At 46.7% G+C, this 14,560-nt stretch carries 17 protein-coding genes; 16 read left to right on the top strand and 1 reads right to left on the bottom strand.

Annotation, left to right across the window (positions count from 1 at the left end; all coding sequences use genetic code 11):
- Positions 1-49: 49 nt before the first annotated feature.
- Positions 50-322 (top strand): HU family DNA-binding protein, encoded by a 273-nt coding sequence (locus tag BS614_RS22590; RefSeq protein ID WP_024630670.1) that lies wholly within the window; start codon positions 50-52, stop codon positions 320-322.
- Between the two features lie 66 nt (positions 323-388).
- Here BS614_RS22590 and BS614_RS31600 read toward each other — a convergent pair whose 3' ends face one another.
- Entirely contained in the window at positions 389-550 is a 162-nt protein-coding gene (locus tag BS614_RS31600) for a hypothetical protein (protein WP_157116178.1), read from the bottom strand.
- Between the two features lie 147 nt (positions 551-697).
- On the opposite strand from BS614_RS31600, the gene mtrB reads away from it, so the two are divergent.
- The 15 genes from mtrB to trpC all read left to right on the top strand — a co-directional run bounded on the left by mtrB (position 698) and on the right by trpC (position 14,532).
- On the top strand, positions 698-919 hold the full coding sequence (mtrB, locus tag BS614_RS22585) for a trp RNA-binding attenuation protein MtrB (protein ID WP_017687697.1): 222 nt from the start codon (positions 698-700) through the stop codon (positions 917-919).
- 121 nt (positions 920-1,040) lie between these two features.
- Positions 1,041-1,592, top strand: a complete 552-nt coding sequence (locus BS614_RS22580; protein ID WP_074095645.1) for a hypothetical protein — start codon at positions 1,041-1,043, stop codon at positions 1,590-1,592.
- Positions 1,593-1,693: 101 nt separating this feature from the next.
- Positions 1,694-2,557, top strand: coding sequence for a heptaprenyl diphosphate synthase component 1 (locus BS614_RS22575; RefSeq protein WP_074095644.1), 864 nt, complete (start codon positions 1,694-1,696; stop codon positions 2,555-2,557).
- A 15-nt stretch (positions 2,558-2,572) separates the two neighbouring features.
- Positions 2,573-3,301, top strand: coding sequence for a demethylmenaquinone methyltransferase (locus BS614_RS22570; RefSeq protein ID WP_036607690.1), 729 nt, complete (start codon positions 2,573-2,575; stop codon positions 3,299-3,301).
- Complete coding sequence (locus tag BS614_RS22565; protein WP_047843561.1) at positions 3,294-4,160, top strand: UbiA-like polyprenyltransferase; 867 nt, start codon at positions 3,294-3,296, stop codon at positions 4,158-4,160. The genes BS614_RS22570 and BS614_RS22565 overlap by 8 nt, the downstream gene beginning before the upstream one ends.
- Positions 4,161-4,781, top strand: a complete 621-nt coding sequence (locus BS614_RS22560) for a UbiX family flavin prenyltransferase (protein ID WP_074095643.1) — start codon at positions 4,161-4,163, stop codon at positions 4,779-4,781. It begins immediately after the preceding gene.
- 343 nt (positions 4,782-5,124) lie between these two features.
- Positions 5,125-6,099: a polyprenyl synthetase family protein gene (locus tag BS614_RS22555; protein ID WP_017687703.1), complete on the top strand. Its 975-nt coding sequence runs from the start codon at positions 5,125-5,127 to the stop codon at positions 6,097-6,099.
- A gap of 154 nt (positions 6,100-6,253) precedes the next feature.
- Entirely contained in the window at positions 6,254-6,697 is a 444-nt protein-coding gene (gene ndk, locus BS614_RS22550; RefSeq protein ID WP_017687704.1) for a nucleoside-diphosphate kinase, read from the top strand.
- A gap of 25 nt (positions 6,698-6,722) precedes the next feature.
- Entirely contained in the window at positions 6,723-7,517 is a 795-nt protein-coding gene (locus tag BS614_RS22545; RefSeq protein ID WP_074095642.1) for a CheR family methyltransferase, read from the top strand.
- A 180-nt stretch (positions 7,518-7,697) separates the two neighbouring features.
- Complete coding sequence (gene aroC / locus BS614_RS22540; RefSeq protein ID WP_017687707.1) at positions 7,698-8,867, top strand: chorismate synthase; 1,170 nt, start codon at positions 7,698-7,700, stop codon at positions 8,865-8,867.
- Between the two features lies 1 nt (position 8,868).
- Positions 8,869-9,963 (top strand): 3-dehydroquinate synthase, encoded by a 1,095-nt coding sequence (gene aroB / locus BS614_RS22535; RefSeq protein ID WP_074095641.1) that lies wholly within the window; start codon positions 8,869-8,871, stop codon positions 9,961-9,963.
- 5 nt (positions 9,964-9,968) lie between these two features.
- Positions 9,969-10,346, top strand: coding sequence for a chorismate mutase (gene aroH / locus BS614_RS22530; RefSeq protein ID WP_036607677.1), 378 nt, complete (start codon positions 9,969-9,971; stop codon positions 10,344-10,346).
- A gap of 730 nt (positions 10,347-11,076) precedes the next feature.
- Positions 11,077-12,645, top strand: coding sequence for an anthranilate synthase component I (trpE, locus tag BS614_RS22525; RefSeq protein WP_036607674.1), 1,569 nt, complete (start codon positions 11,077-11,079; stop codon positions 12,643-12,645).
- Positions 12,646-12,713: 68 nt separating this feature from the next.
- Positions 12,714-13,754 (top strand): anthranilate phosphoribosyltransferase, encoded by a 1,041-nt coding sequence (gene trpD / locus BS614_RS22520; RefSeq protein WP_157116324.1) that lies wholly within the window; start codon positions 12,714-12,716, stop codon positions 13,752-13,754.
- Complete coding sequence (gene trpC, locus BS614_RS22515; protein ID WP_074095640.1) at positions 13,744-14,532, top strand: indole-3-glycerol phosphate synthase TrpC; 789 nt, start codon at positions 13,744-13,746, stop codon at positions 14,530-14,532. Before trpD ends, trpC begins: the two co-directional genes overlap by 11 nt.
- The last annotated feature ends 28 nt before the right edge of the window (positions 14,533-14,560 follow it).

Below are 14,560 nucleotides of genomic sequence, written 5' to 3'. Positions count from 1 at the left end.
GGAAACACAGTATAACATTCAGGACATTGATACAGGAGGTGAAAAACAAATGAACAAATCAGACTTGATTACACACGTATCTGAAGCGACTGAATTGTCCAAGAAAGATGTAACGAAAGCGGTTGATGCCGTATTCGAAGCAATCTCTGAGGCTCTTCAAAGCGGAGATAAAGTACAATTGGTTGGTTTTGGGAACTTCGAAGTTCGCGAGCGCTCTGCACGTAAAGGACGCAACCCGCAAACAGGTGAAGAAATCGAAATTCCTGCGAGCAAAATTCCTGCATTCAAACCAGGTAAAGCGCTCAAAGACGGAATTAAATAAGATTTCTACATATTCCATATGTCGACAAAAAGACCGTGACTTGTTCACGGCCTTTTCTTTTGCCCTTTAACGATGATTCTTGCGGCTATCCGAGTGCTCAGGATCCTCCGGTTGCCCGGTATAAGCAACCAGAATCAGTTCTTCGCCAGCAACTGCAGACAGATGCTGTTCGATTTCTTTTAACTGATGAATATGCTCGTCTGTAAGTGCGGCAGGGGTGTACTTCATGCAGATTCTCCTTTCTGTGGCTGTACAACTGTAGTGTGACCCGAGGGTAGCTGATTCTTACGGTTCATTCGTATAAGGCGCAGGTTGACAAATGAAACAATCTTAATCATCATTAACGCTATCGAACTAAAGAAGGGGACATGCGTGATGGATCATCCAACCGGCAATGATTATATTGTAATTAAGGCAGAGGAAAATGGTGTCCAGGTGATCGGATTAACCCGAGGTCAGGATACACGTTTTCACCACACCGAGAAATTGGACAAAGGTGAAGTGATGTTTGCCCAATTTACCACCCATACTTCAGCTATTAAAATCCGGGGCAAAGCCACGCTGATTACCAAGCATGGACAGATTGAATCGGAGTAATGGACAGATTGAATACAATCAAATGAAGATTGCAGGCATAGCCTGCTTTTTTTCATTGTACAATGAGGTATGAGCCTTTACCGGACAGACTACACTAACAGGTAAAGGCAGGGAGGCGTATATGAAACCGCGGATGATTGTTACTGCTTCAATCCTGGCAACGGTTGCGGCGGTCTTTCTGCTTGTTGCGATACAAACCTTACATATGCGTACATTGGGCGGGGAAAACGTACAACCTGTCTCTGCATCACATCATCCAGGTCAGCTAACGAATGATAATCTGGTTGATGTTCTAAGCTCCATGCAACTATCTACCCCCATTGCAAGAGTGGAATGGAAACAGTCCATTTTGACACTGGACCTCAAAGTTAAAGGAACGGGTACAAGTTACACTGAAATCTATGAGAACATGGCAGCTGTGGCGGATCTGGGCTTTCGGAGTCTGGATAACGTGGATCAGGTGCTGCTACGTGTGATGGCAGAAGATGAATGGATGCATAAACGACATCTGTTACTTGCTGCTGATATTCGGCGTGGAGAGTGGCCTCTGTATGCGATTGAAACATTACGGAACTGGAAAAGTGCGGCCTTTTCAGATGAATTGAAGGACTGGTTTCATTTGATGGAGACCGAACTCTGGAAGAAGCAATTCGAAATGACAAGTCAGGGGTAATAGAATAGCAGGATTCAGTGCGTGCCCGTTCAACATATGCTATAATATATAAGATTGTAGTGCAGAAATGGTTTAACAATGTTAAGGCTCGGAGGCTGAGAATGAATTCATATCGCGTACCCCAACTAGCAAAGAAATATACGGATTACGACATGATTCGACAACATACGGAAATCCCATCATTTCCGGATAGCCGGGCACGTCTGTTGCAGGTATTTGTGGGCCGCACAGACGAAAAGGTGCATCAAGAGTTATATGCTCTTGCAACTTCGCTCGTTCAGTTGGCCATGGATACGCATGATCGAATCGATACCATTTCCGGTGAGCGGAGAGAGCAGGAGATGCGTTCACGCCAGTTGAATGTACTCGCCGGGGATTATTTAAGTAGCCGTTTTTATCAATTGCTTGCCCAAGCGGGCAGAATTGAAATGATTGGCAAACTCAGTGGTGCTGTATCCGGAGTGAACGCACGCAAGATGACGCTGTATGAACGGATGAAGAAGCTTCTCGTTTCGGCTGACGAATACTTGCGTGAAACGGTACAGCTGAGGATGCAGCTGTTTCTTTCATTTACAGGCATGATTCAACATAACGAAGAGTCATTATGGAACAGCCTGTTGACCGAATTCAGCTCCTGCGAAACGATCGTGGAAGAACTGAAGCGGATGAATGACGCAAAACAATATCTTCACAGCTATGCATACTGGCACATATACGAGCATGGTAATGACGATGAGCGCAGTGTGTTGCGTCAGTCTGAACCGGATGCACGTGCATGGAACGCTATGGTGCTGAAGCATAGGGTTGGCGAGGTTTTGCTGGACAAGCTTCGCGAGTGTACACACCGCATTCAACTGTTGTTGCAAGACGAGGAAGGGCGGATGGGCTTACATGAGATACATGCAATTCTAGAGCCTTACTTGGCATATTTGCAGCCTTCACATGCGGCAGTAAGGGAAGATTGAGGGGGAGACAGACGAATGGGGAGCGGAGAGACCAAACCGAAAGAAGAATATGTCCATTCGGTTTTTCAGAGTATAGCCGGAAAATATGATGTCATGAATGATATTCTAAGTTTCCGCAGGCATAAGGCTTGGCGTAAATTCACCATGAAAAAGATGAATATGTCCAAAGGCGATACCGGTCTTGATTTGTGTTGCGGCACATGTGACTGGACTCTTGCTATGGCAGAGGCAAGTGAAACGGGGCACATGCATGGACTTGATTTTAGTAGCAACATGCTGGAGGTTGGCCAGACAAAGATCAATGCAGTGCAACGTCAAAAGCAGATTACCCTGACACAGGGAAATGCCATGTCACTTCCTTTTGAAGACAATTCGTTTGATTATGTGACGATCGGGTTTGGGTTGCGTAATGTACCTGATCTCAGACAAGTGTTGTCTGAAATGAAACGTGTGGTCAAACCGGGTGGTATGGTTGTGTGCCTGGAATTGTCCAAGCCAACATGGCAGCCGTTCAAAGGCATTTATTATTTTTATTTTGAGAAGGTTTTACCGAATCTTGCCAAAGTGTTTGCTAAAAGTTTTGAGCAGTACAAATGGCTACCGGACTCACTGGCCATTTTCCCGGGAAGGCAGGAACTGGCAGACATTTTTGCAGAAACTGGATTACAACAAGTGCAGGCCTACCCTCTGACCGGAGGTATCGCGGCACTGCATATTGGAACCAAGGAGAATCAGCATGTTTAGGAAAATTCGCATCTTTTTAGAAATGATCAAGATTGAACACACGCTTTTTGCTTTACCTTTTGCATTTATGGGGGCGATCCTCGGCTCCATGGTAGTGAATGATACCTTCCCAAGCTGGATGCAGATCATGTGGGTATTGCTTGCGATGGTCGGCGCACGTAGTGCGGCTTTTGGTTTGAACCGAATTATTGACCAAGCGATTGATAGCAAAAACCCGCGTACCGCGATGAGAGCCATCCCGGCAGGACTGTTGAAAAATGGGGAAGTTGTTATATTTGTCATTATCTCATTTATATTGTTATTCTGGGCCTCATCCAATCTTAATGTATTATCGATGCAGCTGTTGCCTATTGCTGTGTTTATGTTGGTACTGTATTCGTACACCAAACGATTCACATGGTTATGCCACATTGTTCTCGGAATGACGATTGGTTTGGCACCACTTGGTGGCTGGGTAGCTGTAACAGGAACGATGGATTGGACAGCGATTGTGCTGTACGTTACGATTGTGTTCTGGACAGCGGGCTTTGATATTATCTATGCATGTCAGGATCTGGAATTCGATCAGGGAGAGGGTCTTCACTCCATACCTTCCCGTTTTGGCCTGGTTAAATCCTTGCAGATCGCTAAGTTCTTCCATGTGATTACTGCAATTGGTTTTCTTGCGTTATTGTTGATGACAGATCTGAGCTGGTGGTATGGCGCAGGCATGTTGGTGACGTATGGAATTCTGTTCTATCAACACTATATTGTATCGCCTAATGATATGAGCCGTGTTCAAACGGCGTTTTTTACCATGAACAGTTTGCTTAGTTTAATTGTATTTACGTTCACTCTGATTGATCTGGCGGTGAAATAAATGGTGAAGCAGCCGGACAATAAACGACTGGTTGTCGGAATTACCGGAGCGAGTGGCAGCATATATGGCATTCGATTAATTGAAACGCTGCTTGATTTGGAATATAACGTTCATCTGGTCATATCCAATGCAGGGTGGCGTGTACTGAAAGAAGAATTGGACTGGGATGTGACGAATCGGGACGCGGTGCTGGAAGAAAAATTCGGCAACCGTGCCGGTTCTCTGATCTATCATCCTGTGAGTGATATAGGGGCCTCCATTGCAAGTGGTTCTTATCTGGCCGACGGCATGATTATCATGCCATGTTCGATGGGAACTCTTTCGTCCATCGCGCAGGGATCATCGGATAATCTGATGTCTCGCGCAGCCGATGTTATGATGAAAGAGGGAAGAACATTGATCCTCGTACCACGTGAGACGCCTCTTCATGCAATCCATCTGGAGAACATGCTGAAGCTTTCTCGTCTTGGTGTACGAATGATACCGGCTATGCCTGCTTTTTATTACAAACCTCAGACTATGGATGAGTTGATTCTGTTTTTGGTGGGGAAAGTGCTGGATAGCTTGCGCATCCCACATCAACTGTTTACAAGATGGGGAGAACCGGATGAACGGGGATAACGACTGAGTTCGATACAAGGCTGTTTTTTGCCAAAGTGTTGCTCGGTTTATTTGTCCCCCGAATCCCGGGGTATTGGTGAGCACTGATGGTGAGTCTTCATGAACCACAGTCTTGACCCATGCTCCGGCAACTTCTGTATTTTGTTTCAGAACAAGTCGCAGAGTTTAATTTTCGGGTGTCGGCTATGACATTCGGTGAAGAAAAACACGTTAGATTACCTTATAGAACAACACAAGCAAGAACGGTAAGCCGGGTTTTTCGTAATGCCTGCAGGTCCGACTTGCTGGAGGGGAAGGTAAGCATGAATTTATGGACTGACAATACGCTGATACGGGTGAACGAATGAAACTATTGGATATTTTCGGGTTGTTAAAAAAGGACATGGATTACATTGAGAAAGAGTTGTATCGCAGTGTTCGAGGAGAACAGAAGCTGTTGAGTGAAACGTCACTTCATTTGCTCAAAGCAGGAGGAAAACGGTTGCGGCCCGTTTTTGTGTTACTTGGTGGGAAATTTGGTACATACGACATTGAACGTCTGAAGCTGGTTGCGGTTCCGCTGGAACTCATCCATTCGGCATCCCTCGTTCATGATGATGTCATTGATAATGCGGAGACACGCCGTGGCAAACCCACGGTGAAGTCAAAATGGGATAACCGGATTGCCATGTACACTGGAGACTATATCTACGGTAAGGCACTTGAAATGACTGCCGGATTATCCGATCCAGCGATTCATCGTATCCTTGCCAAAGCTATGGTACAGATGTCCATTGGTGAGATGGAGCAAATTCGCGACTTTTTCAATACGGGACAAAGTGTTCGTAACTATCTGCTGCGGATTCGCCGCAAAACAGCACTTCTGATTGCGGTTAGCTGTCAGTTGGGGGCATTGGCTACACGTGCGCCTGAGCATGTATCTTCCCTGTTGTATACTTACGGATACAATGTGGGGATGGCTTTCCAGATTCAAGATGATGTACTTGATCTGGTAGGTACTGAGAAACAACTTGGCAAGCCACCTGGCAGTGACATGAAGCAAGGAAATATCACTCTTCCTGTACTTTATGCCTTGGAAGAATCCGATCTGCGGGAACCTTTGCTTAAGGAGATTTCCCGTGTCCAGCATGAAGAAGGACGGGCAAGTGCATCGGATGCAATTGGAATGATTCGCCAAAGTCAAGGAATTGCTAAAGCTGAAGCCCTTGCTGACCGATATATGAAGAAAGCGCTCGATGCTCTCGATCAGCTACCTAACATCAAGACGACCAAAAACCTGCGTGATATCGCTCATTTTGTGGTTAAACGTACGCATTAAACAATGTATGACCTTCGACTCTCAGATTACTCATACCCAAAGTTGAACAGAACTGTGAGATTCCTCATTGGGAGGATTTGGACATGTATGTTACAATCAGAGGGATTGCGTTTACATAGTGATTAACTTTGAACCGTGAGTGAGGAGTGAGCTGATGGATCGTACATTTTTGATGGTGAAGCCGGATGGTGTGCAGCGTGGATTGATCGGTCGAATTATTAGCCGTCTGGAAGACAAAGGATTTAAGTTGGTGGCAGGCAAATTGGTGCAGATGTCTGAGGATCAGGCAAAACGCCATTATGCTGAACATGAGGGTAAACCATTTTTCGATGATCTGGTTCGTTTTATCACATCTGGGCCTGTATTTGCCATGGTGTGGGAAGGCGACGATATTGTGGCGCTTGCGCGCATCGTCATCGGAAAAACCAATGTGAAGGAAGCGGCTCCGGGTACCATTCGCGGAGACTTCGCCAGCCACACACCACATAATCTGATTCATGGGGCAGATTCACCGGAAAGTGCTTCCCGTGAAGCAGCAAATTTCTTTGCTTCAGATGAACTGGTGGTATACGACAAGAGCATCGCAGCCTGGTTGTAATTATTAGCCAAAAGGGTGATACACGATGCTGGAGCAAGAACAACTACTAGACCCGGATTACACCGGATTCATTCGTAAAATCAAAGAGAGCACAGGCATTGATCTTGCTCAATACAAGGAAGGCCAGATGAAAAGAAGGCTGACCACACTTCGCAACAAAAACGGGTTTCATACATTTTCTAACTTTTTTGAAGCTATGCAGAAAGATAAATCATTGTTTTACGAGTTCCTTGATCGTATGACGATTAACGTGTCGGAATTCTGGCGTAATCCCAATCGTTGGGAAGTGCTGCGAGACGAGATTCTGCCTGAACTGCTGGGGTCCAAGCGTCGTGCTAAAGTTTGGAGTGCAGCCTGTTCGACAGGTGAAGAACCTTATACACTCGCCATGATTCTGGACACGATGGGCATTTTGAAGGAGAGCTCCATTACGGCAAGTGATCTGGATGAAGGTGCATTGGCCAAAGCCAAGGAAGGGCGTTATATGGAACGCTCGCTTAAGGATGTGCCAAAGGAAACGGCGAACCGTTACTTCAAGCAGGATGGCTTGGTATACCGTATTGATGAGCAACTCAAAAATTCGATCAAGTTCATGAAACAAAATTTGCTCGTGGACCGTTTTGACGATGGGTACGATCTGATTGTGTGCCGAAATGTCATGATCTATTTTACCGAGGAAGCCAAAAACCTGTTGTATCACAAATTTGCAGCAAGTTTGCGTCCAGGCGGTATTTTGTTTGTGGGCAGTACGGAGCAGATCTTCTCCCCGGGACAATATGGTCTGGAGACAGCAGAGACATTCTTCTATCGAAAAAAATAACGATACTGGTTGTTCAGCCGTCTGAAGCACATGTACATGTGCTTCAGGCGGTTATTTGTATAACCAAGTACAAGAAAGAGCCGACTTTCTTGTCAAAGCCGGTCAGCTATACTATAATAAGCAAAGAAATTATGGGATTTTAGCAATGTGAAGTTTAACAGTTTAAAGGGGGAACGTATTATGAGTTTACGCTATTTAACCGCAGGGGAGACGCACGGACCCCAATTGACCGCTATTATTGAAGGATTGCCAAGTAATTTGACGATTGATTTTGAAGAACTGAATTTCCAGCTTCACCGCCGTCAAAAGGGATATGGCCGTGGACGCCGGATGCAGATCGAGAAAGATCAGGCGAATTTCGTTGGTGGTATCCGTCATGGATATACAACAGGTGCTCCGGTAGCGCTGGTTGTTCAAAATAATGACTGGAAACATTGGCAGAATATTATGAATATTGAGCCTATTGAAGGCAGTGACGAAGAGAAACGTCGCGTTCATCGTCCTCGTCCTGGACACGCTGACTTGAACGGTGGACTCAAGTATAATCTCAAAGACTTGCGTAACGTACTGGAGCGCTCCAGTGCGCGTGAGACAACGGTACGTGTGGCATGTGGTGCCATTGCACGTCAATTCCTGGCTGAATTCGGAATCAAGGTAGCTGGACGTGTACTTCGTATTGGAGAGATCGAAGCTCCGTATCAGGACCTTCCGATTGATGAATTGATCGCAGTGACAGAAGCTTCCTCTGTACGTGTTACGGATGCTGAGACAGAGAAGAAGATGGAAGCCTACATCGACCAGATTAAACAAGAAGGCGATTCCATCGGAGGAATCGTGGAATGTATCGTTGAAGGTGTACCTATTGGTCTTGGTAGTTATGTTCAATACGATCGCAAGCTGGATGCACGAATCGCTCAAGGCGTAATGTCCATTAATGCATTCAAAGGTGTAGAGATTGGTATCGGATTCGAAGCCGGAGTCATTCGGGGATCACAGGTGCATGATGAAATCATGCATACGGATGAGCGCGGCTACCACCGGGCAACCAACCGTCTGGGTGGATTCGAAGGTGGTATGACAAACGGTATGCCAGTGGTTGTACGTGGTGTGATGAAGCCGATCCCAACGTTGTATAAGCCACTGCAAAGTGTCGATATTGATACAAAAGAAGCATTTACGGCTCAGGTTGAGCGCTCAGACGCTTGTGCTGTACCAGCAGCGAGTGTCGTGATGGAGCATGTTGTAGCGTGGGAAATTGCCAAAGCATTCCTGGAGAAATTCGGCGGGGATTCCATGGAAGAGATCCGTGCCAATGTTGCTAGCTATAACGCTCAACTGGAGAATTACTAATATGCGTCAGCTGACGGTACAGTTGGAGGAACGCTCATATCCGATTCTGATTGGTAGCGGCCTATTGGCACAAGCCCCTCAATATTTTGAGCAATATGGCTTAACCAAAAAAAGTCCGTTACTCATCATTACAGATGAAAATGTGGCTCCCAAATACTTGTCAGGTTTGGAGCAAACGCTGCGTACGGCTGGTTATACAGTCGTATCGGCGGTTGTACCCTCTGGTGAAACATCGAAATCCCTTTCGGTGTACCAGGATATGATGACCGTTGCGATCGAAGGCAAACTGGATCGGAGTTCTGCGATTCTGGCCTTAGGTGGTGGTGTCGTAGGTGATCTGGCTGGTTTTGTTGCCGCTACATATATGCGTGGAATCAAGTTTGTTCAAGTACCTACAACGATTTTGGCGCATGACAGCAGTGTAGGCGGCAAGGTGGCTGTCAATCATCCGCTGGCCAAAAATATGATTGGTGCATTCCACCAGCCCGAGCTAGTGCTCTATGATGTGGACACACTTCAATCCTTGCCGCCACGAGATGTATCGGCAGGGTTGTCAGAGATGCTGAAGCACGGGCTGATCCGTGATGAGGCTTTTGCACATTGGTGTGAGGAGCATGCGGAGGAGTTGCTTGCGCTTAATCCGGAAGCATTGGGATACGGCTTGGAGCGCGGTTGTGGTATTAAGGCAGAGATTGTATCCAGAGACGAACGTGAAAATGGAGAACGTGCGTTGTTGAACCTGGGACATACGATTGGTCATGCCATTGAAGCGATTGCCGGTTATGGAGAATTCCTGCACGGAGAAGCGATCTCGATCGGTATGGCTGGATCAGCATTGCTTGGTGAGAAGCTTGGTGCGCCAGCAGGGCTCTATGAAGATACGGTCCGCATGCTGCGTTCACTTCGCCTTCCAACAACGATGCCTGCGCATCTCGACACGGATGCATTAATGGAAGCGATGATGCATGACAAAAAGTTCCGTGAAGGTCATATGGTGTTTATCATTCCTGATCGGATTGGGGCTGCAAGAATTGTGAAGGACGTACCTGTGTCGGAAGTTCGGGACGTCATTGAAATGCTCAGGAAGGGAGAATGACAGCAATGGTCACACGGGGAATTCGCGGGGCTACAACAGTCACGCAGAACAACGAAGAACAGATTTTGAAGGAAACGGCTGTATTGTTGCAGGAGATCGTGGATCGCAATGAGATCCAACCGGAAGATATCTGCAGTGTGTGGATTACGTTAACTGGGGATCTGGATGCTGCTTTCCCGGCAAAAGCTATTCGTCAACTGGATGGTTGGGAACTCGTACCACTAATGTGTGCACTGGAGGTTCCTGTTAAAGGTGCCTTGGCGCAGTGCATTCGTTTCATGGTGCATGTGAATACAAACAAAGCTCAGAATGAAATCAACCATGTGTATCTGAACGGTGCACAGGCATTACGTCCGGATTTGGCAACACCTTCTGGCTCTTAAATAGTGGGTTGTCAAACCGATCATAATGATGTATAGTGAGAACCAGTTGAGTAGAGTAGAGATTGAGCTGAGAGCAGCTGAGCTAGTGGAGTATATAGCAGAGTCCAGTGGGTGGTAACCGGGGCAACAGAAACCGGTCAACTGATTCACGGTACGTCGTGCTACGGAATAGGTAACAGGAACAGGGAAAACAAACGTGTCATAGGACATCTTTTGTTTTGATATATTTTGGTACAAACACAATCAATGCACTCTCCTATATTTTACGTAATATTGGAATGAGTAGTTGAAGTGTTATAACTAATTTATTTTCCCGATTTGGATGATGTGAGATGCATCAATTCAGCGACCTGTGAATAATCCGACAGCGAAGTATAGGGACTTGTTATTTATGAAGCATCACCCTGTTAAATACAGCTTATAACCAAACCTCTACCTGATGGTAGAGGTTTTTTTGTACATTGAATTGTTTCTTCTCCCCCTATAAGTTCAACTAAACTTTTACACAAAAACGAAGAGGACAGAAATAACGTGAAGAAGCGAAGCGTTCGCCTAAAAGCTTTCTGAAAGAAAGCTACATCGGAAGCATACGCTATCACCGGATTTTCCCTTTAGAAAGGGAATCAAAAAAATCTGGGGATAACAGCGATCGGAAGGTTGTTCTGTCATCGGAGTGCTCAGTGTAAACCTCTTTAGTTGAACTTACCTAAATCTGAAAGGACGTGATCTGATGATAACGCCAAACGTTAATCAAGTACTGAAAATGTCGAATGAGTATAATCTGATTCCGGTAGTCAAACGGATTCTGGCAGATATGGAGACTCCGATTCGAATATTCCGCCGTTATGCTGACAACGACCGGGCATTCCTGTTGGAAAGTGTAGAGGGGGGGATCCAATGGGCGAGATACTCGTTCATCGGTACAGATCCGTTCCTGATGATTTCGGCCAAGAAGGGTCGAATCGTTGTAGAAGAAGCAGGGAAAACTCGTGAATTGCCAGGCAAACCGATCGAAGAACTGAAAGCACTGCTGCGTAAGTACCGCAGTCCAAAAGATGATGAACTGCCACCATTCACAGGTGGGGCAATTGGTTTCTTCGGATATGATCTGCTGTCCTATTATGAGAAACTTCCAGCTCACGCGCTGGATGACCTGAATATGGATGACATTCGCTTTATGTTCTGTGACCAGATTATCGTGTTTGACCATGTGAAGCAGCAGATGCTGCTCGTTGGTAATGTACACGTCAAGGACGGTGCAACGGATGACGAGATACGTCAAGCGTATGCAGTGACTTCGGAGAAGCTGGAGCAGGCCGCAGAACGTTTGCAGCAGCAAGGACCAGGGGAGAACCTGAATCCGCGTTCCATTCCGGGAGACGTGGAACTGGGGGATATTCGCTCCAATCTCACGAAAGAGCAGTTTATCGGTAATGTGGAGCAAGCCAAAGATTACATTCGCGCAGGTGATATTTTTCAAGTGGTATTATCCCAGCGTTTTCACATTGATACGGAAGTTTCTCCGCTTCACGTGTATCGTGTGCTTCGGACCCTGAATCCATCACCTTATATGTACTACCTCAAAATGGATGATGAGATTATCGTGGGTACTTCGCCTGAAGCGCTGGTCAAGGTGGACGGGAATCGTGTTGAGACACGACCGATTGCAGGTACACGTCCAAGGGGGGCAACAGAAGCGGAAGATCGTGCACTCGCTGCTGATCTGCTCCAGGATGAGAAGGAACGCGCGGAGCATCTGATGCTGGTTGATCTGGGTCGTAACGATCTGGGCCGGGTATCCAGCTTCGGCAGTGTGAAGTGTGACATGTTCATGGAGATTGAACGGTATTCTCACGTTATGCACATGGTATCCAACGTTACGGGCGAGCTTAGAGAAGATAAGGATTTCTTCGATGCATTCCTCTCTTGCTTGCCAGCGGGTACTGTATCCGGAGCACCGAAACTGCGTGCAATGGAGATTATCGCGGAACTGGAGAAAGAGGCACGTGGAGCTTATGCAGGAGCAATCGGATACCTTGGTTTCTCGGGTAACATGGACTCCTGTATTACGATTCGTACGATTATTTTTAAAAAAGGAAAAGCGTATGTACAGGCCGGAGCGGGAATCGTATGGGATTCTGTGCCTGAGAATGAATATGAGGAAACGGTTAACAAAGCTAAAGCATTGCTCAAGGCGATTCGAACAGCAGAAGCAATGTTTCCTGCCAAAGAAAAGGACAGCACGTTGAGACTGGCGAATGCAGACTACTTTGTCACACCAGCGGCCGCTAAGAACTGAGAGAGGAGAGACCGGAGATGAACATAAACCCAATAATGAATGAGAACCCTATAACCCCTATTGCTGAGATTACTCGTGAGGAAGGCATGAAAAATGGCCTGGCGAAAATTCTAGAGGGCAGCCATCTGGAGCAAGCCGAAGCAAGAGAGTTGATGTACTCGATCATGAGAGGTGAGGCAACGCCGGCTCAAATCGGAGGTTTGCTGATGGCGCTACGGATGAAGGGTGAAACGGTAGATGAGATCACCGGTTTTGCTGAAGCCATGCGTGGTCAGGGCGGACGAATTCTAACGGATGGCAGCGGATTGCTGGACACTTGTGGGACAGGTGGATCGGGTATTCACAAATTCAACATTTCCACAGCATCCGCGATCATTGCTTCGGCCGTCTCGGTTCGGGTCGCCAAACATGGCAACCGTTCAGCTTCAGGCAAAGCGGGTAGTGCAGATGTATTAGAGGCACTCGGTGTAAATATCCATCTGAACGGGGAGCAGGCCAGACAATGTCTGGATGATATCGGAATCTGCTTCTGTTTTGCCCAGGTATATCACCCTTCCATGCGACATGCGGCAGGACCAAGAAAAGAGCTGGGGGTTCGTACCATTTTCAATATGCTCGGACCGTTAACGAATCCTGCGGGAGCAGATCGCCAATTACTTGGCCTGTATGATCGTTCCCGGACGCCGATGATTGCTGAAGTACTGAATCGTCTTGGTCTCAAAAGAGCGTTGGTCGTGGCCAGCCATGATGGTCTGGATGAAATCAGTATCTCGGCACCGACTCAGGTATCTGAACTTCGCAATGGTGAAGTGCACACCTATGATATTGATCCACGTGATATGGGTTTGTCTCTGCATCCGCTTGAAGCGGTACTTGGAGGAGATGCGGCACAGAATGCCGAAATTATTAAGAGGATCTTCCAGGGTGAGCAGAGTGCCTATCGTGATGTCGTTCTGTTGAATGCCGGAGCGTGCATCTATGTATCCGGTCTTGCAGATAGCATTGCTGAAGGGGTGACACTTGCCGCAGAAGCGGTAGATTCGGGCAAAGCTGCCGGGAAGCTTGAACAGTTAATTCATACAACGGAGGCGTACAGTCATGTATCTTGATCGAATCGTTGCAACCAAACATAAAGAAGTTGAAGTTCTGGCACAAACATTTAACATGGATGAAGCTATCCAACAAATCGAACAACTACCCGCAACCCGGGGGTTTGAACAAGCACTATCAAGCGGACGCAATCGCAAACTCGGCCTTATTGCTGAAGTGAAGAAGGCTTCGCCATCCAAAGGGTTAATTCGTCCGGATTTTCATCCGGTAGAGATTGCTGCTGCTTATGAGCGAGCGGGTGCAGACTGCATCTCCGTATTAACGGATGTGTCGTATTTTCAAGGCAGCAACGAGTACTTGCAGGCGATTCATCAGGCGGTGAACATTCCGCTGTTACGCAAGGATTTTATTATAGATGAACGACAGATTGCTGAGGCAAGATTACTGGGTGCGGATGCGATACTGCTGATTGCCAGCATTCTGACACCTGAACAGATTCGTCAATATCTGGAATTTGCCAAAAGTTTGGGGCTGGACGCTTTGATTGAAGTCCATGATCGAACAGAATTGGAGCATGTATTGGAGATTCCGCAGGCAACACTAGTGGGTATCAATAATCGTAATTTGAAAACATTCGAAACCAGTCTGAACACGACACTGGATTTGATGGAATTGATTCCAAGTGGCGTTACCTTGATTAGCGAAAGTGGTATTGACGGACCAGAATCAACCGTACCTCTGATCCAGGCCGGTGTTCATGGTATTCTCGTAGGTGAGCATCTCATGCGCAAGGATGATGTCGAGGCGGCTGTATATGATTTAATGGGACCCAAATGATGAATACTTCCATACAAGATGGCACAGG

Origin of the sequence: Paenibacillus xylanexedens, from assembly GCF_001908275.1 — a bacterium.
Classification (GTDB): domain Bacteria; phylum Bacillota; class Bacilli; order Paenibacillales; family Paenibacillaceae; genus Paenibacillus; species Paenibacillus xylanexedens_A.
Note: the sequence above shows the minus strand (reverse complement) of the source record. Positions and strands in the feature narration are given on the sequence as shown.

Excerpts from the sequence above, each read along its gene's own strand:
- BS614_RS22565 (WP_047843561.1), top strand. The coding sequence starts at position 3,294 with ATGTTTAGGAAAATTCGCATCTTTTTAGAAATGATCAAGATTGAACAC.
- trpC (WP_074095640.1), top strand. The coding sequence starts at position 13,744 with ATGTATCTTGATCGAATCGTTGCAACCAAACATAAAGAAGTTGAAGTT.
- trpE (WP_036607674.1), top strand. The coding sequence starts at position 11,077 with ATGATAACGCCAAACGTTAATCAAGTACTGAAAATGTCGAATGAGTAT.
- BS614_RS31600 (WP_157116178.1), bottom strand. The coding sequence starts at position 550 with ATGAAGTACACCCCTGCCGCACTTACAGACGAGCATATTCATCAGTTA.
- BS614_RS22590 (WP_024630670.1), top strand. The coding sequence starts at position 50 with ATGAACAAATCAGACTTGATTACACACGTATCTGAAGCGACTGAATTG.
- aroC (WP_017687707.1), top strand. The coding sequence starts at position 7,698 with ATGAGTTTACGCTATTTAACCGCAGGGGAGACGCACGGACCCCAATTG.
- BS614_RS22560 (WP_074095643.1), top strand. The coding sequence starts at position 4,161 with ATGGTGAAGCAGCCGGACAATAAACGACTGGTTGTCGGAATTACCGGA.
- BS614_RS22570 (WP_036607690.1), top strand. The coding sequence starts at position 2,573 with ATGGGGAGCGGAGAGACCAAACCGAAAGAAGAATATGTCCATTCGGTT.
- aroB (WP_074095641.1), top strand. The coding sequence starts at position 8,869 with ATGCGTCAGCTGACGGTACAGTTGGAGGAACGCTCATATCCGATTCTG.
- BS614_RS22580 (WP_074095645.1), top strand. The coding sequence starts at position 1,041 with ATGAAACCGCGGATGATTGTTACTGCTTCAATCCTGGCAACGGTTGCG.
- BS614_RS22555 (WP_017687703.1), top strand. The coding sequence starts at position 5,125 with ATGAAACTATTGGATATTTTCGGGTTGTTAAAAAAGGACATGGATTAC.
- aroH (WP_036607677.1), top strand. The coding sequence starts at position 9,969 with ATGGTCACACGGGGAATTCGCGGGGCTACAACAGTCACGCAGAACAAC.
- mtrB (WP_017687697.1), top strand. The coding sequence starts at position 698 with ATGGATCATCCAACCGGCAATGATTATATTGTAATTAAGGCAGAGGAA.
- BS614_RS22575 (WP_074095644.1), top strand. The coding sequence starts at position 1,694 with ATGAATTCATATCGCGTACCCCAACTAGCAAAGAAATATACGGATTAC.
- BS614_RS22545 (WP_074095642.1), top strand. The coding sequence starts at position 6,723 with ATGCTGGAGCAAGAACAACTACTAGACCCGGATTACACCGGATTCATT.
- ndk (WP_017687704.1), top strand. The coding sequence starts at position 6,254 with ATGGATCGTACATTTTTGATGGTGAAGCCGGATGGTGTGCAGCGTGGA.